18 protein-coding genes are annotated in these 22,943 nt (G+C 63.1%); 5 read left to right on the forward strand and 13 right to left on the reverse strand.

Annotation, left to right across the window (positions count from 1 at the left end; all coding sequences use genetic code 11):
- Nucleotides 1–118 precede the first annotated feature (118 nt).
- Nucleotides 119–1,318: an S-methyl-5-thioribose kinase gene (gene mtnK, locus KHQ26_RS25580; protein WP_020324576.1), complete on the reverse strand. Its 1,200-nt coding sequence runs from the start codon at nt 1,316–1,318 to the stop codon at nt 119–121.
- 101 nt (nt 1,319–1,419) lie between these two features.
- Here mtnK and mtnA point away from each other — a divergent pair, with 101 nt between their 5' ends.
- Entirely contained in the window at nt 1,420–2,448 is a 1,029-nt protein-coding gene (gene mtnA / locus KHQ26_RS25585) for an S-methyl-5-thioribose-1-phosphate isomerase (RefSeq protein ID WP_004191378.1), read from the forward strand.
- A gap of 60 nt (nt 2,449–2,508) precedes the next feature.
- Here mtnA and KHQ26_RS25590 read toward each other — a convergent pair whose 3' ends face one another.
- The 7 genes from KHQ26_RS25590 to codB all read right to left on the reverse strand — a co-directional run bounded on the left by KHQ26_RS25590 (nt 2,509) and on the right by codB (nt 11,028).
- Nucleotides 2,509–3,777, reverse strand: a complete 1,269-nt coding sequence (locus tag KHQ26_RS25590) for a histidine phosphatase family protein (RefSeq protein WP_004176900.1) — start codon at nt 3,775–3,777, stop codon at nt 2,509–2,511.
- Nucleotides 3,778–3,802: 25 nt separating this feature from the next.
- Entirely contained in the window at nt 3,803–5,161 is a 1,359-nt protein-coding gene (locus KHQ26_RS25595) for an MFS transporter (RefSeq protein ID WP_211777975.1), read from the reverse strand.
- Nucleotides 5,162–5,271: 110 nt separating this feature from the next.
- Nucleotides 5,272–6,081, reverse strand: coding sequence for an inositol monophosphatase family protein (locus tag KHQ26_RS25600; RefSeq protein WP_004178995.1), 810 nt, complete (start codon nt 6,079–6,081; stop codon nt 5,272–5,274).
- Nucleotides 6,082–6,202: 121 nt separating this feature from the next.
- Nucleotides 6,203–7,153 (reverse strand): LacI family DNA-binding transcriptional regulator, encoded by a 951-nt coding sequence (locus KHQ26_RS25605; protein WP_072157843.1) that lies wholly within the window; start codon nt 7,151–7,153, stop codon nt 6,203–6,205.
- A 145-nt stretch (nt 7,154–7,298) separates the two neighbouring features.
- Nucleotides 7,299–8,537 carry a cytosine deaminase gene (codA, locus tag KHQ26_RS25610; RefSeq protein ID WP_020803768.1) on the reverse strand — a complete coding sequence of 413 codons (1,239 nt, stop codon included), beginning with the start codon at nt 8,535–8,537 and terminating at the stop codon, nt 7,299–7,301.
- On the reverse strand, nt 8,534–9,769 hold the full coding sequence (locus KHQ26_RS25615; protein WP_020803787.1) for a PucR family transcriptional regulator: 1,236 nt from the start codon (nt 9,767–9,769) through the stop codon (nt 8,534–8,536). The genes codA and KHQ26_RS25615 overlap by 4 nt, the downstream gene beginning before the upstream one ends.
- The gene (gene codB / locus KHQ26_RS25620) at nt 9,766–11,028 is read right to left on the reverse strand and encodes a cytosine permease (protein ID WP_009485210.1); all 1,263 of its coding nucleotides are present in this window, start codon (nt 11,026–11,028) and stop codon (nt 9,766–9,768) included. Before codB ends, KHQ26_RS25615 begins: the two co-directional genes overlap by 4 nt.
- Nucleotides 11,029–11,479: 451 nt before the next feature.
- On the opposite strand from codB, the gene KHQ26_RS25625 reads away from it, so the two are divergent.
- The 3 genes from KHQ26_RS25625 to KHQ26_RS25635 are packed head-to-tail and all read left to right on the forward strand — an operon-like array spanning nt 11,480 to nt 14,622.
- Nucleotides 11,480–12,088, forward strand: coding sequence for a methylthioribulose 1-phosphate dehydratase (locus KHQ26_RS25625; RefSeq protein WP_002894164.1), 609 nt, complete (start codon nt 11,480–11,482; stop codon nt 12,086–12,088).
- 12 nt (nt 12,089–12,100) lie between these two features.
- Nucleotides 12,101–13,597 (forward strand): FGGY-family carbohydrate kinase, encoded by a 1,497-nt coding sequence (locus KHQ26_RS25630; protein WP_004147551.1) that lies wholly within the window; start codon nt 12,101–12,103, stop codon nt 13,595–13,597.
- Nucleotides 13,594–14,622, forward strand: a complete 1,029-nt coding sequence (locus tag KHQ26_RS25635) for a 2-hydroxyacid dehydrogenase (RefSeq protein WP_211777976.1) — start codon at nt 13,594–13,596, stop codon at nt 14,620–14,622. The genes KHQ26_RS25630 and KHQ26_RS25635 overlap by 4 nt, the downstream gene beginning before the upstream one ends.
- Before the next feature lie 42 nt (nt 14,623–14,664).
- On the opposite strand, the gene KHQ26_RS25640 is transcribed toward KHQ26_RS25635, so the two are convergent.
- The 5 genes from KHQ26_RS25640 to KHQ26_RS25660 are packed head-to-tail and all read right to left on the reverse strand — an operon-like array spanning nt 14,665 to nt 20,132.
- Nucleotides 14,665–15,606 (reverse strand): carbohydrate kinase family protein, encoded by a 942-nt coding sequence (locus tag KHQ26_RS25640; protein ID WP_004147553.1) that lies wholly within the window; start codon nt 15,604–15,606, stop codon nt 14,665–14,667.
- An 11-nt stretch (nt 15,607–15,617) separates the two neighbouring features.
- The gene (locus tag KHQ26_RS25645; RefSeq protein WP_004191361.1) at nt 15,618–16,622 is read right to left on the reverse strand and encodes an ABC transporter permease; all 1,005 of its coding nucleotides are present in this window, start codon (nt 16,620–16,622) and stop codon (nt 15,618–15,620) included.
- The gene (locus KHQ26_RS25650) at nt 16,619–17,608 is read right to left on the reverse strand and encodes an ABC transporter permease (RefSeq protein ID WP_020803770.1); all 990 of its coding nucleotides are present in this window, start codon (nt 17,606–17,608) and stop codon (nt 16,619–16,621) included. Before KHQ26_RS25650 ends, KHQ26_RS25645 begins: the two co-directional genes overlap by 4 nt.
- Complete coding sequence (locus KHQ26_RS25655; protein WP_020802199.1) at nt 17,605–19,107, reverse strand: sugar ABC transporter ATP-binding protein; 1,503 nt, start codon at nt 19,105–19,107, stop codon at nt 17,605–17,607. The genes KHQ26_RS25650 and KHQ26_RS25655 overlap by 4 nt, the downstream gene beginning before the upstream one ends.
- 44 nt (nt 19,108–19,151) lie before the next feature.
- Nucleotides 19,152–20,132: a sugar ABC transporter substrate-binding protein gene (locus tag KHQ26_RS25660; protein WP_002894353.1), complete on the reverse strand. Its 981-nt coding sequence runs from the start codon at nt 20,130–20,132 to the stop codon at nt 19,152–19,154.
- Between the two features lie 408 nt (nt 20,133–20,540).
- On the opposite strand from KHQ26_RS25660, the gene KHQ26_RS25665 reads away from it, so the two are divergent.
- Nucleotides 20,541–22,850, forward strand: coding sequence for a molybdopterin-dependent oxidoreductase (locus KHQ26_RS25665; protein ID WP_020316697.1), 2,310 nt, complete (start codon nt 20,541–20,543; stop codon nt 22,848–22,850).
- Nucleotides 22,851–22,943: the final 93 nt, after the last annotated feature.

The raw sequence follows: 22,943 nt of genomic DNA on the forward strand, positions 1-22,943 counted from the left end.
GTCCAACTTTTGGGGTGCAGTCCAGCAGCGCCGCCGGGCAATCCCAGAAAATGGCACTTTTTTAGGGGGGGCTCCCTCTCCCTGTGGGAGAGGGTTGGGGTGAGGGAAACAGGCGCACTCAGCTGTACTGGCGTACCCGCGCCAGCAGCTCGTCGACGCTGTCGATACGCTCGGCCAGCACGATCAGCGCTCTGCCCAAGGTAATGGCGTGGCGCAGGCACTCATGACGCATGGCGTCGTCCTGGATAGTGTCGATATCCGCGACGTGCGACAGTCCGACGCTGCGGCGGATAAGTTCGCTGCCGCAGAAGCCGACTGCGTCCGCCCACACCTTTTTCAGAAAGGCGGAGGCGTAGCCGGGGTAAGCCAGCGCCGCGTCGCGGGTTTTCTCCGCCGCCAGCGCCTGGAAGCGCTCGGCAAAGGTGGTCCACAGCTGGTGGATGTCGTTCAGCCGCTGCTCGCGCGCGGCGGCGGCATCGCGAATGCCGAGCTGGCCCGGCAGGCCGCAGTAGTTCAGCAGCAGGTTGCCGATGGCGGTGCCGATATCGAAGCCAATGGGGCCGAAGTAGCCGAACTCGGCGTCGATGGCCTTCAGGCTGCCTTCGGCAACGAAGATCGACCCGCTGTGGATATCGCCGTGCAGCAGCGCTTCCGCATGGGCAAAGAAACGGTGCTTCAGCGCCGCCACCGCCAGCTTAAGCTGAGCGTCGTCGCGCAGGGCGGCGACATCGGCCTCCAGCTCCGCCGGGTAGTTATTGCGTTCGTGGATCTGATACGGGTCGTTAAAGAACAGATCCTCGGTGATCTCGCACATCGCCGGGTTAATAAACTGCGCCACCTGCGCCTTTTTCTCGTGGGGATGGAGGTAGAAATCGCTGGTGTGGAACAACACCTGCGCCAGATAGTCGCCAAGCTGGAGGGCCGCCTGGGGATAGTAGACGTTAGCGATAAGCTCCCCGCGCCAGATGCGGTGGTCGGAAAGATCTTCCATCACCATCACCGCCAGCTCGGGATCAAAGTGATGGATTTTTACCGTGTGCTGCGGGCTGTGCTGATAGTGGGCGACCAGGGTCTGCGCTTCGAGACGGGCGCGGTCGAGGGTCAGCGGCCAGGATTCGCCGACGCAGCGCACGTAGGGCAGGGCCTGTTTGACGATCGCCCGGCTGACGCCCTGACGATCGAACACTTTAAACACCAGATTGAGGTTGCCATCGCCCACTTCCTGCGCGCTGACCAGCTCAGATGGGTTGTCGATGCCGGCGAACTGTTGCGCGTAAGCCACGGCATCGTGGGCGGTGAAGGTATGGTATTGCGACATTGCCTCGATCCTCGAATTCTGATTAAGCCGTTCAGACGTCTATACTTCTGGATTCCATCCTGACACAATGTGATACAACAACGCAACAGGGATTTAACGACATGCAGACATTACAGACCACCAGCCTGCGGGTGAGTGAAAATCAGCTTTTTATTCTCGACCAGCAGGCCTTGCCGCAGGAAACACGCTGGCTGGCGGCGGATAACGTTGCGCTGCTGGTGGACCATATTCATACCCTGCGGGTGCGCGGCGCGCCGCTGATTGGCCTGTCAGCCAGCCTGCTGCTGGCTCTGCTGGCCCAGCGCGGCCTGAACCGGGATGCACTCCAGCAGGCGCTGGAGACGCTGCGCGCGGCGCGGCCGACGGCGGTCAACCTGATGAATAATCTGGATCGCATGAAGCAGGCGCTGGCCCGGGAGGATTACCCGCAGGCGCTGGAAGCGGAAGCCTTGCGTCTGGTCGAAGAAGATAAACAACTGTGCGACCGCATCGCTGAGGCGGGCAGTGCGCTGGTGAAGCCCGGCAGTCGACTGCTGACCCACTGCAACACCGGTGGCCTGGCGACCGCCGGGGTAGGGACCGCCCTCGGCGTTATCGCGCTGGCGCACCGGCAGGGAAAAGTGACCAACGTATGGGTTGATGAAACCCGGCCGCTGCTGCAGGGCGGTCGTTTAACCGCCTGGGAGCTGGGCGAGCTGGGCGTGCCCTATCAGCTGATCGCCGATTCAATGGCCGCCAGCCTGATGGCGCAGGGGCAGGTGGATGCGGTGTGGGTCGGCGCCGACCGTATCGCCGCCAACGGCGATGTGGCGAATAAAATCGGCACCTATTCTCTGGCGGTTTTGGCCCATTATCACCAGATCCCGTTTTACGTCGCTGCCCCGCAGACCACCCTCGACCGCCATTGCCCGAACGGGGCGGCGATCCCCATTGAGCAGCGCGCGGCGGCGGAAGTGACCGGAGTGGCGGGCAGCTTCGGCGCGGTACAGTGGGCGCCGACGGGGGCCGCCGTTTACAATCCGGCGTTCGACGTCACACCTGCTGGGCTGATAAGCGGCTGGGTGCTGGACAGCGGGGTGGTCACCCCGGCGCAGGTCGCCGCCGGGGCGTTTGCGCCGGACAACGGATAACGGACGTCGTGCCGGGCCTGGAAAAAAAGGTTTTCCCGGGCCCGGACAAACACCGCGCCGCTACGGCAGGACCATGGCTACCGCCGGGGCGGATGACCGGTCGATACGCTGACCCAGCGCGGTGATGGCCGCCTGGAAGGGACACAGCGTACCGACGTCGGTCTGACGGCAGCCCGGCTGACGCCACTCCTGACGCAGCATCGGGTGCTGCGCGTCCGGCGTCTGCAGACGACGCAGGTCGTCGAGGCCTTGCGCCTGGAAATAGACCCGCAGATAGCGTTCTCCGCTCTTCGCGTTGCGCCAGCGCTCCAGCACCAGGCTACTGCCCGGCGGGATATTTCCCCGGCTGTAGCCCGGCAGCTGCCAGCTAAAGTTCATCAGCGTGCGCACCATGGCGATGTTGGTGTCATGGGCCACCAGCAGCAGCCAGCGTACGTTCGGATTCGCCTCCGGTTTGACGCCATCGAGCATAGCGTTGAGCAGCACCGACCCGCGTTTTTGCGCGGTATACAATACATCGTTACTCAGATCGTAGTTTTCCGTTAACAGCGGCAGCAGGGCGGTGATCTGCCTGGCCTGGGTGATCTTGCCCCACGCCAGCTGGCTGAGAGGCAGGTTTTCACTCCAGCCGAGACGCAGCGTCTCCACCATATTGGCCATCACGCTCAGTCCGCTAATGGTGGTCTTCCCACTTTTGCTCTGCTCGACCTGCCACGGGGTATCGAAGATCGGGCAGGGCTTATCGGCCTGACAAACCGCCTGTTTCAATAGCTGGATGGTCGGCGCCAGCGCCTGCCGACGCTGCGCCAGATCCCCGGCCTTCTCTTTCACCGCCGCCAGCTGGCGGGCGGGGTCGGTTTGCGTGGCGGCGAACTTGTCGGTCTGAAACAGGGGATCGGCATCCCCGCTGACATAATGGATAGCGACGCCGCAGCCGGGGAAGGCGCCATCCACCAGCGCCTGGGCGGTCGCTCGCGTACGCTGCAGCGGGCTGGCGCGCACGTATATCGACTCCGCCGTCGGGCATCCGGCCTGCAGCAGGCCGAGCTGGCGGTAATGCTGGCCTTCCGCACGCCCTTTGTTGACCACGGCGGCATAGCCATGGCCGGTGAGCTCCCCGTCATGGGTGGTCCACTCGGTCCACGGTCGGCCGGTGGCGGCCTCGATGGCTTCCCGGTTGCCGGCCGTCGGCGGACGAATACCGTGGCGGCTGAGCTCGACCACTTTCTCCAGCTGCCAGTCCGCGGCGGCGGCAGATTGCAGCGCCAGCAGCGGCAGCGCGCAGGCGATAAACAGGCGTAACAGCCCCTGATGTCTTGCAGGCATCATATCTTCTTCCTTATTCGTTAATCGGTTATGAGGAGAACGAGGTCTGCCGTTCGACGGCATGGCGCCGGGCGACGATGGCGGCAGTGGTAAAACAGAGTAGCGCGGAACCCAGACCGGTACCCACCCAGAACAGCGTCAACGTGCTGAAATCATACAGCGTTTTGCCGTTTTCAAGGATAGCCGTTTTATCAATAATGATCCCGGTGAGAAACTCGCCCAGGCCGGCGCCGGCGTAGCTGGCGATGCCGATGGTGCCGAGCGCGGCCCCGGCGGCCTTGCGCGAAGAGATATCGACGGCGATCAGCCCGCCAAGGAAGCAGGTCAGAGCGCCAATGGTGGCCCCGAAGATAATCATCGCCAGAATATCAGTGTAGTAATTGTGCGGCGACCAGAGCATCAGGGCGAAGCCGGCGGTGTTCAGCAGGCTGATGAATCCGGCCATCACGCTGCGGTTGCGCGGGAAAAAGCGGTCGGAGAGCATGCCGGCGATGATGGTCCCGGCGATGCCGGCGATAGCGTTGACGCCGATAATCCCGGACGCCTCCAGGGTGGAATAAGCTTTATCCTGCTCCAGAAAGAAGATCCCCCAGGAGTTGACGGCGTAGCGGTCGATGTACATAAAGGCGGAGGCGAGGGCGAGGGTCCACAGCGCCGGGTTACGCAGCGCCAGCAGCTGGTTTTTAAACACCGAGCCGCGGGCTTCGACCTCTTCCTGCGGTTCATCGCGGATGACGTTGATGGACGGGAAGCCGCTGCTCTGCGGCGAATCGTGCATGAACAGCACCAGCAGCACCACGCCGGCGGCGCCGAGCGCGGCGGTGGACAGGTAGCCCATCTGCCAGCCAAACCCGGCGATCACCGCGGCGATCACCATATAGGTCACCGCCTCGCCGATATTATGCGCCGTCGACCAGATGCCATAGAAGGTGCCGCGCTCCTTAACGCCGTACCAGCGCGCCAGCGAGACCGCGCAGGGGCCGACGCCCATCGACTGCGCCCAGCCGTTGATCCCCCAGAAGATGGCCAGCAGCAGGGCGTTGGTGGTCATCCCCATCATCAGGTTCATCCCGGCGCTGAGCAATAAACCGAGGCTCATATAGCGCACCACGTTGGCGTGATCGGCGATAAAACCATTGACCAGTTTGCCGATGGCGTAGCTGAAGAACAGGGTAGAGCCGATCATGCCGAGCTCCGTCGGGGTGATCCCCAGCTCCACCAGCGCGCTTTTGGCGACGGTGAAGGATAACCGGCAGACGTAAAAGGTGACGTAGGCCAGGGTCATGGCGATAAAGGTTTGCCAGCGCACCCGGCGAAAACGGTGTTCATCAAACGCGGCGCCCGCTTTCGGCGGCGACGCCCGGAAAAAAGCGATAATTCCAGACATAGGTGGTTCTCCGCAGGTCGGAGGCCTGACTGATTGATGTGGTTCGTCCGTGAATGAAGTTATCGTTACTGTGTAGAGTACATAATCAGAAATAGCCTGACCCGTAAGGGTTAATGTAATGGTTGTGGGATCATCTTTTTCAGCTGCGGGTAGAGCGTCTGGCTGGCCAGCAGCAGCGGATTGCCGCGCTGGATCCCCTCCTGCGCCAGAAAATCGTTGCTGGCGCCGCCCGCTTCGCGCATCAGCACCAGCCCCGGCAGGGCGTCCCACGGGTTCATGTGCGGCTCGTAGTAGCCAATCAACCGGCCCGCCGCCGCCCAGGCGCTCATCAACGCCCCGGAGCCGTTGCGGATAAACATGCCGCCGTCGCTGAGCAGCGCCTGCAGAAACGGCAGAAAGTCCGCCGGGGTGACGCGATGCGAGGTGCCGACGCCCATCACGCCCTCTTTGACCGTCGTCGCGGGGTGCGGACGGATCGGAGCGTCGTTGAGCCAGGCGCCATGGCCCCGCAGGGCGTGAAACAGCTCGCGATGGTTGGGGTCGTAGACCACGCCGATGACCGGTTCGCCGTCGGCGACGATCGCCAGCGACAGGCACCAGGTGTGCAGGCCGTTGAGGAAACAGCTGGTGCCATCGATGGGGTCGACCACCCACAGCACTCGCGCGTCGGGCAGGCGAGCGCCGCTCTCTTCGCCGAGAAAACCATCCTCCGGAAACGCGCTCTGAATGCGCTGTTTGACAAAGGCCTCCACCCGCTTATCGGCCACGCTGACCACATCCTGCAGGTCGTCGCCCTTATGGTCGACGGTCAACGCCTCGCGCTGTTGATAGTATTCAAACGCCAGCTCAGCCCCCGCTTTCGCCAGCTCGCAGGCCAGACGGTAGCGGGCCTGTAGCGCTTCTGATTCCTGAGATTGCATAGTGACTCCCTATTTTGCACACGTGTGCATTTTGCGTGAAAAAAACAGCCCCGAAGGGCCGAATGAGTGTGGCCGGGTTTCGCAGAAGATTCTGTGATCGCTCCAGCATAAAATGATTTTTTCATTTGGCGCTATGACGAATAATTAGTTTCACCGGCACTTCGCGATGGCGCGAGGGCAGGCTGAAGCGGGCGATCCGCGTCATTAACAAATCCACCGCGTGGTGGGCCAGCAGGGCGGTATTCTGCTGAACGGTGGTGAGCTGATAGGGCTGCCAGTCCGCCTGCGGGATATCGTCAAAGCCGACGATGGCCGGCAGCGGGGCGGCGGCGTCCCGCAGGCCGTCCTGGGCGCCCAGCGCCAGCATATCGGTGGCGCAAAACAGCGCCTGCATCCCGGGGTTTTCAGCAACCAATTCTCTGGCAGCCTGGTAGCCGGCCTGATAGCCGCCGCCGTCGCAGAAGCGGCTGCTCACCGCCATATCCGACGTCCGGGCGATAAAAGCCTCATAGCGCTGGCGGGTGCTGAAGTTCTCGCGATTTTCGCCAATAAAGCCAACCTGCCGCCAGCCTCGGCGGCTGAACAGATCCGCCACCAGCTTCGCTCCCTGGGCGTTATCGCTGCACACCCGGTCGCAGCCGGCGAGGTCCGCATGGCGGTTGATCAGGGTGACGGGGATCTTGCGCGCCAGATACTCTTCCGCCAGCGACAGCGGCGGCGCGCCGGAGGTGATGATCACCCCGGCGACGTGATAGCTCAGCAGTTGTTTAAGCGAGGGGGCGAGCTGCTGCGGATCGTCAGCGTTCATCAGCAGCGGCATAAAGCCATTGAGCGCCAGCTGATGGACCAGCGGCGCCAGCAGTTTGCTGCGAAACGGGTTGTCGAAACCGGCGGTGACGATGCCGATAAAATTACTGCTGCCGGTGATCATCGTCCGGGCGATGATATTCACCTGATAGCCCAGGGCTTCCGCGGCGCTCAGCACCTTCTGCCGGGTCTTCTCCGACACCGAGGCGCCGGGGGTGAAGGTGCGGGAGACCGCCGAGCGCGAGACGCCGGCCAGTCTGGCCACGTCCTCGGCCTTAATCCATTTTTTATCGCTCATCGTCGTTTCGCGCCGTCTGTTTTCCAGGATGCCGACGCCCGGGCGGGCGTCGGTCACGCACACTGCCTGAAAAGGTATCACAGAAAGGCGTCGTCGCGCAGCGCCTTGCGCCCTATGCCGGGTAGCGGATGTGCTCCACCTCACGCTGCAAAATCACCTTGCCGTGGCGAATGGAGGTCAGCACCCGTGCCTGACGGCGGACGGCCTCGTAGTCGTTTTCCGCATCGAGGATCAGCAGGTTCGCCGGGCGGCCTTCGGCGAGGCCGTAGTTATCGCCCAGACACAGCGCCCGGGCGCTGTTGTCGGTGACGAAGTCGAGACAGCGCTGCAGATCGTCATAGCCGAGCATATGGCAGATGTGCAGCCCGGCATCCAGAATGCGCAGGATATTGCCGTTCCCCAGCGGGTACCACGGATCCTGAATCGAGTCCTGGGCAAAGCAGACGTTGATGCCGGCGCGATCCAGCTCCGCCACCCGGGTGACGCCGCGCCGTTTCGGCCAGCTGTCAAACCGGCCCTGCAGATGAATGCTTTCGGTCGGGCAGGAGATGAAGTTGATGCCCGAGGCTTTCAGCAGGCGAAACAGCTTTGAGCAGTAGGCGTTATCATAAGAGCCCATCGCGCAGGTGTGGCTGGCGGTGACCTGGGCCCCCATGCCGCGCACCCGCGCCTCCTCCGCCAGCACTTCGAGGAAACGCGACTGCGGATCGTCGATTTCATCGCAGTGGACATCCACCAGGCGGCCGTAGCGCTGGGCGAGGTCCATCAAAAACATCACCGAGCTGACCCCTTTGTCGCGGGTGTTCTCATAGTGCGGAATGCCGCCCACCACGTCGGCGCCCATCTCGATGGCGCGCGTCATCAGCTCCCGGCCGTTGGGATACGATTCGATTCCCTCCTGCGGAAAGGCGACAATCTGCAGATCGATGAGATCGGCGGCCTCTTGTTTCACCGCCAGCAGCGCCTTCAGGGCCGACAGCGACGGATCGGTGACATCCACATGGGTCCGGACGTGCTGGACGCCGAAGTCGCGCAGCATGCCGATGGTTTTCAGCGCCCGCTGGCGGGTGTCCTCCGGGGTAATGCTCGCTTTGCGCTGGCTCCAGCGGGTGATGCCTTCAAACAGGGTGCCGCTGCGGTTCCACTCCGGCTCGCCCGCGGTGAGGGTGGCGTCAAGATGGATATGCGGCTCGACGAAGGGCGGGATCGCCAGCCGGCCCTGGGCGTCGATATCCCCGGCGTCGGCAGTCTGCATCGCGGCCTGGGCGGTGATGCGGTGAATCATCCCGTCCTGCAGGTCAAGAGTAAACAGCGCCTCCTGGCGGCGCAGGCGAGCGTTAATAATTTTCATGGTGGGTCCTGTAAATGGTTTTGCGATAAACGCCAGATCACCAGCGCGACCGAGGCGTTGAGATGAAACTGAGGATGGCTGACCGGGTAGCCGGTCAGTTTTTCAATGCGCTGGATGCGCTGATGCAACGTGTTGCGATGGAGACCCAGCCGGTCGGCGGCCCGCACCACGTTGCCGTTCTCCTGCAGCAGCGTCTCGAGGGTCTCCAGCAGCAGCCACGGCGCTTTACGGCCCGGCTCGATCAGGCAGCCGAGGGTGTCGTGCATAAAATCGTTGAGCAGCGCCGGGTCGCTGACCGCGGACAGCAGTTTGATAAACCCCAGCTGCTGATAGTCGCTGATGCGCTGGGTTGGCCGCAGGGTATCGCACAGATCCAGCGCCTGGCGCGCCTGCGACAGCGCCCGCGGGTAGCCCTGCAACTGCCTGACCGGCGCGGAGAGGCCGCAGAGCAGCGACAAACTCTCCTCTCCGTCCGCCAGCGCCTGCAGCCACTGCTGTAGCCATTTTTTCTGCTGAAAGCCTTCCCCCTCCTCATCCGGCAGCAGGAAAAGAAACATATTGCTGCGCTCCAGCAGCGGGAAGGGATTGCCCTGCTGGTTGAGCTGCTGCTGCAGCTGCTGACGTACGCTGCGGTGGGCCTGCAGCAGCCAGGCTTCGGCCTGCTCGGGCGGGAACTGGCGAAACAGGCGGGACAGCCCCTCCAGACGCAGCGCCGCCAGCCGCAGCGGACGGGTAAAATCGAGCTGCTGATGGAGGGCGCGCTGATGGAGCATCTGCAGGTCCGGATAGTCGCCGGTGACCAGCTGCATCAGAATGTCGCGCTGCGACTGCAGGACGTTTTCGCTGCGGACCAGCGCGGTGCCGATGCGCTCGGTGACAATCACCATCTTCAGCAGGTAGGGCTGCTCGATCAGCGGCATGCCCAGCTCGTCGGCAAGGGCGATCAGCGTGGCGGGAATGGCGTGGATATAGGCCTCGCCGGTGAGGATCACCATCCCGGCGATGCCGCGCTGTTTGCCCTCCATCAGCAACTGGATCAGGTTGGCTTCATCCCGGGGATGGTTGATGCCGGTGATAAACACCAGCTCGCCGCCCATGATCCACTCGGCGATATGTTCATTTTCCGCCACATAGTACCAGCGTACGGCCCGCTGCAGCCCTTGCTTTCCCGCCCGCAGACGCAGGGCGGAGAGTCCCTCAAGGGCCAGCAGTTCGCTGACCGTCAGGCTCATGGCTCCTGCTCCGCGACGGCGGCAGGCTGGCGTTTGCTTAGCAGAGTCAGGGCGATATAGACCAGCGCGGAAACGGAGATCCCCACCAGCGGCGCGATCCACGGCGAAAGATAGGCCACCACCGCGCCGGCGGCGTAGGCGCCGAGTCCCAGCCAGTTAAAACGCGGCAGGCGGGCGTTCTGCAGCAGGGGATAGCGCCCGCCGCGGGCGAACCAGTAGTCGGCGAGGATCACCCCGCCGATGGGCGGAATAATACTGCCCAGCAGCACGAGGAAGGGGATCAGCATTTCGTACATCCCGCCAATGGCCAGCACAATGCCCACCCCGGCGGCGGCGAGGGTCAGCGTCCGGCGACGTTCGCTGCGCAGCAGATGGCAGGCGGCGGCGGAGACGTTATAGATGGTGGGGCCCTGGATGGTCAGCAGGTTGAGACAGAGCATGATCACCGCGGCCACCGACAGCCCCTGCAGGATCAGCACTTCAACGATATCGGCCTGTTGATAGACGATAGCGCACCAGGCGCCGGCGACGATCATCAGCCCGTTGCCGATGAGGAAGCTGCCCATGCTGGCGAGAATGGCGGTCCGGCTGGAGTTGGCCAGCCGGGTCCAGTTTGTCGCCTGGGTGGCGCCGCTGGCGAAAGTGCCGAAGACCATGGTGATGGCCGCCGACCAGCTCATGGTGTCGCTCGGGGCAATACGGGTCATCGCCTGCCAGCCGCCGGCGTGGTGCAGCGCCAGATACATGGAGACCATCAGCAGCACAAACATCAATGGCACCGACAGGCGCGACAGCGCGTCCAGTCCCTTGTAGCCCACCAGCGCGGTGACGCAGAACAGAATACCAAACAGCACCATCAACGGCTGGGTCAGCGCCTCGGGCAGAGCGAGGATCTTCACCAACGAGATAGCGACCGTGGCGGTGCCCCAGGCGTACCAGCCCAGCTCGGCAAAGCCAAGAATAAAATCGGCCAGCTTGCTGCCAATCTCCCCGAAGCAGAACCGGCCCATCAGCACCGTATTCAGGCCGCTGCGCGCGGCGATCCAGCCCAGCGACGCGGCATAGAGGGCCAGCAAGGCGTTGCCGATGACGGCTATCCACAGCAGATTGACGATGGAAAAGGAGACGCCGAGTTTACCGCCGGCGAACATCGTGCCGGTGAAAAAGGTAAAGCTGAACAACACCATGGCGATGGAAAATACGCCTTTGCGTCCGGCGGCGGGCGCTTCGACGAGGGGAAAATCATTGCTGTTTGACATCCTGGAACCTCTGGCTGGTAGATGGGCGGTGATAGCCGGAAGTAGCAAGAGATGTGCCAGGAAAAACCGGGCACGGGGAATAGCGCGCGGTGTGCAACATGCACAGTTATTGAAGGATCCCGGAGGGGTAATGCCATTCTACTGTGCATCCTGCCAGGTTTTGCACCAGTCCAGGGCAGAGGAGGGCGGTGAGCGCATCCCTGGCACCGGAGGAGAATTTTAGCCAGGACGATCCGCCTGTTTTTGGCCAGAGAGTAGTGGAGAATAGTGGTGTACTGAAAATGGTTGGTTAAATCACTGTGAATAAAGGTTATTTAATATGCTTTTATGATATAACCATTTGTCTTGTGTGTGTTTCCTGAAATATTGTCCCCTCCGGTTAGCGGTGTTAGTATCGGATAAATAGCCATTTAGACGGCTAAATAAATCATCGCTAACCTAAGGAACTGCTATGTGGCAAGAAAGACTCGCGCAACTGGTCACCACCTGTCATTGGATCGGCGCGAAAGGCTGGGCGCCGGCGACCGGCGGCAATATGTCGGTGCGTCAGGATGATACCTGGTGCTGGCTAAGCGAGTCGGGCCGCGACAAAGGCAGCCTGACAACCGAGGATTTTCTGCAGGTTGAGATCGCCACCAACCAGGCACCTTCCGGACGGAAGCCGTCGGCCGAGACCGGTCTGCACACCCTGGTGTATCGCCTGTTCCCGGAAGCCAACGTGGTGCTGCATGTGCATACCGTCAACGCCACCGTGCTGTCGCGCATCGAAAAAAGCGACACGCTGGCGCTGCAGGGGTATGAAATGCAGAAAACCCTTAGCGGGCAGCATAGCCATCTCGATACCGTTCCGATCGCCATCTTCGATAATGACCAGGATATTGACGCCCTGGCGGCGCGGATTGCCGATTATGCGCAAACCCGCCCGCTGCGCTACGGCTTTCTGCTGCGCGGCCACGGCCTGACCTGCTGGGGGAAAGATATTCAGGAGGCCCGCCGTCAACTGGAGGGGCTGGAGTTCCTGTTCGAGTGCGAGCTGATGCGCCGCCGCTACGAGCCCTGAGCCGGAGCAGGTATGGATTTTTATCTTGGTATCGATATTGGCACCTCGCGGGTGAAAGCGGTGCTGTTTGATCAGCATTTCACCGCCTGCGCCAGCGCCGCGGAAAATACCTCACCCCGCCTGTCGGCCAATGGCTACGCGGAACAGGATATGACCCAGCTGTGGCATTCGGTGCTGGCTATTCTGCGCCAGATTGCCCGCCATCCGGCGCTACAGGCGGGGCGGCTGCGGGCTATCGGCCTCGCCGGGCAAGGGGAGGGGGTCTGGCTCAGCGATGAGCAGGGCGAACCGGTGGGCCCGGGGATCCTGTGGAGCGATACCCGCAGCCACGAGCTAATGAGCGACCTGCTGCGCCGACCCGGCTTCGACCGCCGCTATTTCGCCGATACCGGCACCCACCTGCAGCCCTGCAATACCAGCCTGCAGCTGTACTGGCTGAAACAGTATCAGCCGGCGCGGCTGGCGGCCGCGCGCTATCTGTTTTTCGCCAAGGACTGGATCCGCTTTCGCCTGACCGGCGTGGCGGCGCTGGAGCTGACGGACGCCAGCAGCTCGTTACTCAATCAGCAGACCGGCAGCTGGTCCTCGGTGGTGATGAACGAGATGGGGCTGAACGAACTGCTGCCGCTGTTTCCCCCGCTGCTGGCCCCGGATGCCCCGGCCGGCACGCTGAGCGACGCGGTGGCGGCGCTGACCGGGCTGCCCGCCGCGACGCCGGTGGCCGCCGGGGCGCTGGATGTCTGTAGCGCCGCGCTGGGCTGCGGCGCGGTCAACGAAGGGGATATCTACACGATCCTCGGCACCACCTGCTGCACCGGGATCGTCTGCCGCGGCCCGCAGACGGTGAACGAGGCGACGCGCTTTGTCACCCATACCGAAGCCGGACAGGTGATCTCCCTGTTTCCGATGCAGGCCGGTACGCCAAACATTGACTGGCTGCAGCAGCATATTTCGCTGGACGCCGATCTGGGGCGCCTGGAGCAGGCGATCGCGGCGGTGGAGCCAGGCAGCGGCGGCGTCTTCTGGCAGCCGTACCTCAATGGCGAACGTGCGCCGTTTTACAGCCCGGACGCGCGGGCCGGCTTTTTCGGCATTAGCCCGCACACCACCCGCGCCGAACTGCAGCGCGCGGTGTTTGAAGGCCTGGCCTTCGCCATTGTCGATGCGCTGCAGGGTTATCCGCAGGGCGGCGAGCTGTATCTGACCGGCGGCGGCGCAGCCTCGGCGACCTGGCTGCAGATTATCGCCGACTGTACCGGACGCACGGTGGTCTCCAGCGCCTTTAACGAACTGAGCGCGCGCGGCGCGGCGATCCTGGCGGCCCGTAGCGTCGCGGCGCTGGCCGAGACGCCTCCGCTGGCGCAGACCCGCTATCAGCCGCGCCCTCAGGCGCATGCCCGCTACGCGGCGCTGTATCCCGTTTACCGCCTGCTGCGCGAGCAGATGCTGCCGGTATGGCAGGCCAGACAGGCCGCCCTTCAACCTCTTTCTCAGGACCTACAACCATGAAAATCGTTTTTACCGCCGAGCATGCTGGCGACCTTAGCGCCTTCCACCAGCTGGGCGAGCTGCTGGTGGAGGGGTGGGCGCTGGGCAAACCGAAACTCAGCGCCGGTCAGCTGATTGAGCTGGCCCACGACGCCGAGGTGCTGGTGACCAGCTATGATGAGGTGACGGACGCGGTGATGGCCGCCTGTCCGCGCCTGCAGGTAATCGCCTGCACCCGCGCGAATCCGGTGAATATTGATACCCAGGCCGCCCAGGCGCGCGGCATCCGGGTGCTCTACACCCCGGGGCGCAATGCCGATGCCGCCGCGGAGCTGACGCTTGGCCTGATGCTCAGCCTGGCGCGCCATATTCCGCAATCCCATGCGGCGCTGAAGCGGGGGGAATTCACGCAGGCTGACAATGCCGCCGCCGCCACCCAGCAGGGTCTGCGGCGGGATGTGGTCTGGGACGTGAGCCCGGAAAGCCCCTATGAAGTGTTTAAAGGCACTGAACTGAGCAATAAAACGCTGGGGCTGGTGGGGTATGGCAACATTGGCCGCCGGGTGGCGCGTATCGCCCGGGCGTTCGGCATGGCGGTGTTGGTGGTGGATCCGTTCGTCGCCGCAGAGGATATCAATGAGCCAGGGCTACAGAAAACGACCCTGGAGGCGCTGTTCCGCGAGGCGGATATCGTCAGTCTGCACCTGAGCAGCGGGCCGCACAGCGACGGGCTGGTGAATGCCGCGCTGTTAAACAGCATGAAGCCAGGCGCGCTGCTGATCAATACCTCTCGCGCGGCGGTGGTCGACGAGGCAGCGCTGATTGATGCCCTGCGCCACGGCCCGCTGGGCGGCGCGGCGCTGGATGTCTATCACCGCGAACCGCTGTGGCGCGATCATCCTTTTGTCATCGAGTTCGATAACGTGATTATCACGCCGCATATCGCCGGAGCCACCCGGGAGAGTATCGCCAAACACACGGCGATGATTGCCGCCGATCTTCAGCGCTATGTCGCCGGGGAGCCGCTGCTGTACCAGTGGCGTTAAGCCGCTTGCGCCGCCGCGTTCTGCAGCGGCGCGGGTCCATCGTCAGGGGCGATGGGCCGCCATAAAAGCCTGGGTCTGTTCCCAGTCCACTACCCCGGCATCCGATCCCATCCCGGTCGCCACCAGCGCGGCCACCGCCGAGGCGACGTCACACGCTGCTTTCACGCTGAGTCCGCGCGCCAGTGCGGCAATAAACCCGCCGCAGTAGCTGTCGCCGCAGCCGGTGGTATCCACCGCCTCGACCGGCCACGGCGCAATATGCTGCGGCCCGCCATCGCGGCCGATAAGCCAGGAGCCGTTCTCGCCGTCTTTCAGAATGCAGGTGCCCACGCCGAGCGCCAGGAAGAAGCGGCCGATGGCCTCCGGCTGCGTCTCTCCGGAGAGAAAGGCGGCTTCCTCCAGCGAAGGCATGAAATAATCCACCGACGGCAACAGGGGCCGCAGTAGTTCGAGGGTCTCTTCATTCGGGGCGATAAGGTCAAAGCTGGTGGTGACTCCGCGCGCTTTGGCCGCCTGCAACAGCCGCGCGCTCTGTCCCTGGTCCATTGCCGCCAGCAGCCCGGTCCCGCCGTGATGCAGGAAACGACAGTCAAGGACGGCGTCAAATTCCGCTTCACTGACAAACAGGGCGTCAGACGCGCCCCGGCAGTGCAGGGCCGGACGTTCGCCGTTGGGGCGAATCGGCAGGATCGTCGCCGAGGTCTCCTTCAGCGCGGTGCGCTGGATAAGCGAGCAGTCGATGCCCAGCCGGGCATAGCTGGCGAGGATAAAGTCGGCCTTTTCATCTTCGCCCAGGCAGGCCACCGCTGCGGTGCGGATCCCGAGCTTCGCGGCGTTGATATTAGCCCCGGCGGCGGTGCCGGCGGGGTTGAGACGAATTTGCTCAATAAAGGCGACGCCGCCGCGCGGCGGGATCGCCACCACCGGGCGCCCGGCGATATCCAGAATAGTCAGGCCGACAAATACGGCGTCAAAGGTTGCCATCGTTCTCCCGTTTAGCGATGCGTTTGGCGCAGGCGCGCCTGCCAGAAGGATAGGGCGAGGGCCACCACCAGAATCACGCCGACCAGCGCGTCCTTCACCAGATAATTGAGCCCCATCAGGTTCAGGCCGTTATCAATAATGGCAAGGAACAGCACGCCGCCGAGGGTGCCGAGGATGCTGACCCGGCCCAGACGGGTAAAGGCAGTGCCGATAAATACTGCCGCAATGGCGTCCATCAGGTAAGACTGCCCGGCCAGCGGGGTAAACTGCCGCAGGTTGGCGGAGAGGATCACCCCGCCGACGGCGCAGAGCGCCGAGGCGGCCACCAGCACGCCGAGCATGGTCAGGCGATCGCGGATCCCGGCGATACGCGCCGCTTCGCTGTTCTGACCGATGGCGCGGACATATTTGCCCCACAGGGTGCGCTCGGTAACCAGCCAGGCCGCCAGCCACAGCGCTAGCACGATCGCTACCGGCGTGGGGATCCCGCCAAGGTTGCCCACCGCCAGGTCGTGATACTCCGGAGCCATCCGCCGATAGGCTATCGCGCCGCCGCCGTCGGTATAGATGCGCTCGGCGCTGCTGGCGATAAACCAGGTGCCGAGCGTGGCGAGGAAAGGACGGATCCGGCAGATGAGGATCAGAAAGGCATTGAGCAGGCCAATCAGCACCCCGCCAAGCAGGGCGCAGCCCACCGCGGCCTGCCACGGCAGATGCCAGGTTTTCAGGGCGACGAGGGCGAAGGCGGCGCCGAAATCGAGCGCGACGCCCACCGACAGATCAATCGCCCCGGCGCTGACGATCAGGGTCATCGCCATCGCCACAATCAGCAGGATCGCGCTGCCCTGCAGCAGGTTGGCCCAGTTATCCACGGTTAAAAATACCGGATTCGCCCAGCCAAACAGGGCGATGGCCAGCAGGGTGATGACGCCAAATCCGGCCCGCGACAGCCAGGCCAGCGGGCTGCTGGCCGTCTGTTCCGCCGACGCAGAGGTTTTCAGGGTGATTTGACTCATGCCTCGCCTCCTTTGTGTCTGACCGCCGAGGCCGCCAGCACCACCAGGATCAGGCCGCCTTTAATGGCGCCCATCCAGAAGATATTGACCCCCAGCAGGCCGAGCCCGTTAGAGAGGGCGTTGACCAGGATTGCCCCCAGCAGCGCCCCCCAGATGGTGACCACCCGACGGCGCGAGAAGGCGGCGCCGATAAAGGTCGCCAGCACGGTCTCCAGCAGCAGCGGCGTGGCCGTCCCGCTGGAGCTGCCGGAGCCCTGGCTGAGCAGCGGCAGAATAGCCAGCCCGGCGGCAATGCCCGCTAACAGCCAGACCAGCAGGGTCAAGCGGCGCACGTTCAGGCCGCTCATCTGCGCCATATCGCGGTTGCCGCCCACCGCCTGCACATGCTGGCCGAAGCGGGAGTGGTGGAGCAGGAACTGGAACAGGATAAACACCCCCAGCAGGTAGACCAGCGGCCAGGGCAGGCCCAGCACGCTGTTGTCGCGAAAGGCGACCATCAGCGGATCGCTGACCGCGATGCGCCGCTGGCCGGTCAACAGATCTGTCAGACCGGTAAACGCCACCGAGGTCGAGAGGGTGGCCAGCAGCGGCGGCAGGCCGGCCGCCAGCACCAGCAAGCCGTTGATCGCCCCGCACAGCAGGCAAACCGCCGCCAGCAGCGCCAGCAGCAGGAGATACGGCGTGTGCCATTCGGCCAGCCCGAGGCTGAGCAGCGCGACGCCGAGCACCGCCGTCGCCGGCAGGGAGAGGTCGATGCCGCCGGAGACCACGTCATCCCCGCCCACGGCGATAACGCAGACCAGGCCGAAACAAAGGATTGCCAGCGGAACGCTCTGGACCAGCATCAGGCTGATATTTTGCCAGCTGAGAAAGTAGGGCGACTGTACGCTCAGCCATACCAGCAGCGCCAGAAACAGGATCAGGGGAAATTTTTCAATCAGCGTCGCCAGGCTCGGACGGCCGCGACGCTGGATAGCAGTACTCATGGTGAAGGCTCCTGTCCGCCGTTGATCGCCACCAGCAGAGCGTCCAGCGTTAGCCCGCGGGTGGGCAGATTGGCCGCCAGCGCGCCGCGCCAGAGGACCAGGATCCGGTCGCATAGTCCGAGCAGTTCGGGGGCGTCGCTGGAGGAGACCAGCACCGCCCGTCCTTGATCGGCCAGCTGGCGCGTACGTTGATAAATATCCCGGCGGGCGCCGATATCGACCCCCAGGGTGGGTTCATCGAGAATAAACAGCCGGGCATCGGTCCCCAGCCAGCGGGCGAGGATCGCTTTTTGCTGATTACCGCCGCTCATGTAGCGTACCGGCAGCCCCGGGCGTCCCGGGCGGATCGCCAGCTGTTCTATCCAGTCGCGCGCTTTCTGCTCGGCGAGACCCCGCCGCTCCCAGCCAAAGGTGGCGGTCTCCGGCAGCGAGGCGAGATTAATATTGTCGGCGGTGGTGAAGGGCAGGATCAGCCCCTGATGGCGGCGGTCGCGCGGCACCAGCGCCATGCCGGCGCGGATCGCCTGCTTTGGCGTACGAATGCGCCGCGGCCGGCCCTCGAGGTGGATGGTGCCGCGTTCCGCCGGGCGTAAGCCGTAGAGTAAGTCGACCAGCACATCGCGTCCGGCGCCCAGCAGGCCGGCGACGCCGACGATTTCGCCCGGCTGAATATCAAAAGAGAGATCCTGCAGCTGCCGCCCGTCGCTCAGCTGGCGCACCGAGAGCAGCGGGGTGGCCCCATTGTCTGCCGCCGGGCGCTGGCGCGGAGTATACAGCTGGTCGATTTCCCGGCCGACCATCATGGCGATCAGCGCCTCGGTATTCTGCAGCAGGTCGCGGTCCGGGTAACCGACCACTTCCCCGTTGCGCAGCACGGTGCCGCGGTCGCAGAGGGTGGCTATCTCATTGAGGTAGTGGGAAATATACAGAATGGCAATGCCCTGGTCGCGCAGGCGCAGGATGGCGGAGGAGACCAGACTGGCCTCCTGCGCCTCCAGGGGGGCGGTGGGTTCGTCGAACACTACCAGCCGCGCTGCGCCGTCGATCAGCGCGCGGGCAATTTGTACCAGCTTGCGCTCGGCCAGGCTCAGGTCGCGCACCAGCCGTTCGGGGTCGATCGCCAGCTGCCAGTTTTGCTGGAAAAATTGCGCCGTAGCGGCCTTCATCCGTCGGCGATCCAGCGCCCCCCAGCGGGTGCGATACTCCTGGCCCAGAAACACCGATTCCGCGACGGTAAAGTGCGGGATCAGGTTCAGTTCCTGGTGGATAACGCGGATGCCGGCGGCTTCGATGGCTGCCGGATTGCCAAGGGGCAGCGGGTGACCGTCGAGGGTGGCGCTGCCACTGTCGGCCTGATAGACACCGGCGAGGATCTTGATCAGCGTCGATTTACCGGCGCCGTTCTCGCCAATCAGGCCATGAATCTCCCCCTGATTGAGGCGCAGGGTAACCGCATTAAGCGCGGTGACGCTGGCAAAACGTTTACCGATCTGCTCCATGACCAGACCAGCGGCGGGGCGTTCCCCGCCAGGATGTTGATTAATCACTGCAGCTCGCCGTATCCCAACTGTTTATACACCGCTTTCGCTTCCTGCGGACCTTTCACCGGAACCACCGGAATAAAGGTTTGCACCGGTAGTTTCTGGCCGGCAAAGTAGCGGGCCACGTTGTCAGCCGAGGTCTGGCCGATCAGATGCGGCTGCTGCGCGACGTTAGCCACGAACGGGCTGCCGGGCTCCGCCATGATCTCCAGGGTCTCCGGACCGGCGTCGATGGCCGTCACTTTCACGTCTTTATCGCGACCGGTCTCTTCCAGCGCCTGGACGATGCCGATGGCCGGTTGATCCCAGCAGGCGACATGGATGGCGTCCAGTTTGCCTTTCGGATACTGGCTGAGTAATTCGAGGGTTTTCTTGCGCGCGTCTTCCGGCGAGTTGGCGAACTGTTCCGCGAGCTCGGGCTGGATAATATGAATATCCGGATAATCCTTAAGGACATATTTCCACTGATCGTAGCGAATTCCGCAAATACGCAGCGCGCTGGAGAAGGCGTTAAATACGGCGACGTTGCCTTTGCCGCCTAATTCATCCGCCATGTAGCGGCCGATGGTTGAGCCTAAGGTGTAGTTATCGGAAGTAGTATTGTTGACCGAATATTGAGAAACATGATCTACGGTAAATACCGGGATACCGGCATCACGCAATGCTTTAAATTTTGGTTCGACGGCGCTATCGCCGAGAATACTAATTACCGCGTCCACCTTGCGTGACAGTAAAATATCGTGGTTATTGGCATGCACCTGATTATCGCGGCCGCCATCGACGCCAATGACTTTGCCCCCCAGCTTCTCCACCTCCTCTGTCGCGCCTTTAAAGGCCTCGCGATCCCAGAAATGCTGAGTGCCGACCACGGCAACGCCAATGGTTTTTCCCTGTAAGGAGAGGGCGTCTGCGGCAGCGACGCTCAGCGAGGCAAGGGAAAGCAGTCCCAGCGCGGCAGGCAATAATTTTCTTTTCTGCGACATTGTTATTATGATCCTGTGATGAAGGTGGTTGCGGACCGGTAGCATGACAAGAAGCACCTCGCCACCTCAAATACAAAATAAGTCTAAGTTATGCCAGGAATGTTATATCGCAGAAACGTCAGAGAAAAAGTTTATTTTGTCATGAGGAACCTGAAAATATTTCATGATGGCGGATAGACCTTTTTATTTTGTGGTTTTATTTTTGACTTATTCCGTGTTTATTTAGCGGATAAAGACAATTTTCTTAATATTGTGAGTGCATGGGAAATACGGCGTCTACAGAGAAAAAAAGAAGATTGCGCGGGCTAAAGCTTTTTTTAGCAGAGCAATGTCTGGCCGGGTAAGGATTATTACCCTATTTCCCCGCTTTATTGTAATGAACCTTAAGCTGAGAAGAACGCGGGCGCTATGAAGAAACAGCATAATTATACGGTGATGCACTGGGGAACCTGGCAGGTGGAGAGCCGTGAGGGCGAGATCGTGGCGGTTAAGCCGGTGCCCTGGGATAAAAATCCCTCACGCATCGGCCAGTCGCTCCCCGACGCGGTGACCAGCCAAACGCGCATTCGCCGTCCGGCGGTGCGCGCCGGCTATCTCCAGCACGGGCCGGCGTCACGAGAAGGGCGAGGTAAAGAGCCCTTTGTCGAAGTCAGCTGGGAGGTGGCCCTGGACCTGCTGGCGCGCGAGCTGCGCTCGGTCAAGGCGCGCTGCGGCAATGAGGCGATCTACGGCGGCTCCTACGGCTGGGCCAGCGCTGGACGCTTTCACCATGCGCAGAGCCAGCTGCACCGGTTTCTCAAGGGCTTTGGCGGGTACACCGCCAGCACCAATACCTATAGCAGCGCCGCGGGCGAGCGTATTCTGCCGCATATTCTCGGGCCGCTGAGCCCGCTGCACCGGCAGCATACCCATTTTTCCGAGCTGGCCCGGGAGTGTCAGCTGTTTGTCGCCATCGGCGGACTGCCGCTGCGCAATGCCCAGGTCAACGGCGGCGGCGCCAATGACCATATGCTCCAGTACTGGCTGGATAAGATGCAGGCCAACGGCACCCGGTTTATCAATATCAGTCCGGTGCGCAATGACCTCAGCGCGGTGCCCGACGCCGAGTGGCTGGCCATTCAGCCGGGTACCGATACCGCACTGCTGCTGGCCCTGAGCTATGTGCTGATCGCTGAGTCTCTCTACGACCAGGCGTTTGTTGCCAGCCATACCGTCGGGTTTGCCCCTTACTGCGCTTATCTGTTGGGCGAGCACGATGGCGTAGCGAAAACCCCGGCGTGGGCGGCGGCGATTACCGGCCTGGACGCCCAGCGCATCGCCGACCTGGCGCGGGAGATGGCCCGCCACCGGACGATGGTGAATATCTCCTGGTCTATCCAGCGCGCCCGTCAAGGGGAGCAGGCCTACTGGGCGACGGTGGCCCTGACCGCGCTGCTGGGACAGCTCGGCACCCCGGGCGGCGGCCTCGGGTTTGGCTACGCCTGCACCAACCTGGCGGGCGCGGTGCGAAAAGCGTTTTCCGGCCCGCGCTTACCCGCCGGAGAGAATGCGGTGGACAGCGTTATCCCGGTGGCGCGGCTGTCCGATATGCTGCTGCACCCGGGAGAAACCTATGAGTTCGACGGTCAGCAGCGGCGCTATCCCGATATCCGTTTAGTCTACTGGGCGGGAGGCAATGCGTTTCATCATCATCAGGACATCAACCGACTGTGCGAGGCCTGGCGCCGCCCGGAGACGGTGGTGGTGCATGAGCAGTACTGGACCGCGCAGGCCAAATTCTCCGATATCGTTCTGCCGGCCACCACCTCGCTGGAGCGAGAGGATATCGGCAGCGGCGGTCACGACGGGTTTATGATCGCCATGAGCGCGCAGATCCCGCCGGTGGGCGAGGCGCGTGACGATTACGCTATTTTCTGCGATCTGGCCGGGCGGCTGGGCTTCGGGGAAGCGTTCAGCGAAGGGCGGGACGCCGGGCAGTGGCTGCGTCATCTCTATGAGGAGTCAAGACCGCGGGCGCAGGAGGAGGGTATTGCGCTGCCCTCGTTCGATGACTTCTGGCAGCAAGGGGTGCTGGAATACAGCGCGCCGGAGCGGCCGCAAATTTTTCTCGCCGATTTTCGCGCCGATCCGCAGCGCTATCCGCTTTCCACGCCCTCCGGCAAAATTGAACTCTTTTCCGCCACCGTCGCCGGGTTTGGCTATCGCGAATGCCCTGGCCATCCGTGGTGGGATGAACAGGAGGCCGCCCGCCAGCGGCAGGAGGCGGCGCGCTGGCCGCTTCATCTGCTCTCCAGCCAGCCGCGCGCCCGCCTGCACAGTCAGTACGACCACGGCAGCGTCAGCCGGGCGACGAAAGTTCAGGGACGCGAGCCGCTGTGGATGCATCCGAGCGATGCGCAGGGAAGGGATATCCGCGAAGGCAGCGTGGTGAAAGTCTATAACGACCGCGGGGCGATTCTGGCGGGGGTGCACCTGAGCGAGCAGATTTTGCCCGGCGTGGTACAGATGTCCACCGGCGCCTGGTATGACCCGCTGGATCCGAAGGAAGAACGGTCGCTCGATAAGCACGGTAATCCCAACGTATTAACCGAGGATCGCGGCAGTTCGCGCCTGGGACAGGGCTGTAGCGCCCAGAGCTGCTGGGTGGAGATCGCCCCGTGGCGAGAGGAGCTGCCGCCGATCACCGCCTTTGATCCGCCGAAGTTTATTGAAGTTTAGGCGTTGTCGCTCGCCGGCGGCGGGGCGGGTAGCCCGGAGAAGGCGCGGTATGCGCCGCCTCCGGCAAAGCCCGCGCCTGGCGGTTTTAGACTG

This window comes from Klebsiella sp. 10, from assembly GCF_018223925.1.
GTDB lineage: Bacteria > Pseudomonadota > Gammaproteobacteria > Enterobacterales > Enterobacteriaceae > Klebsiella > Klebsiella pneumoniae.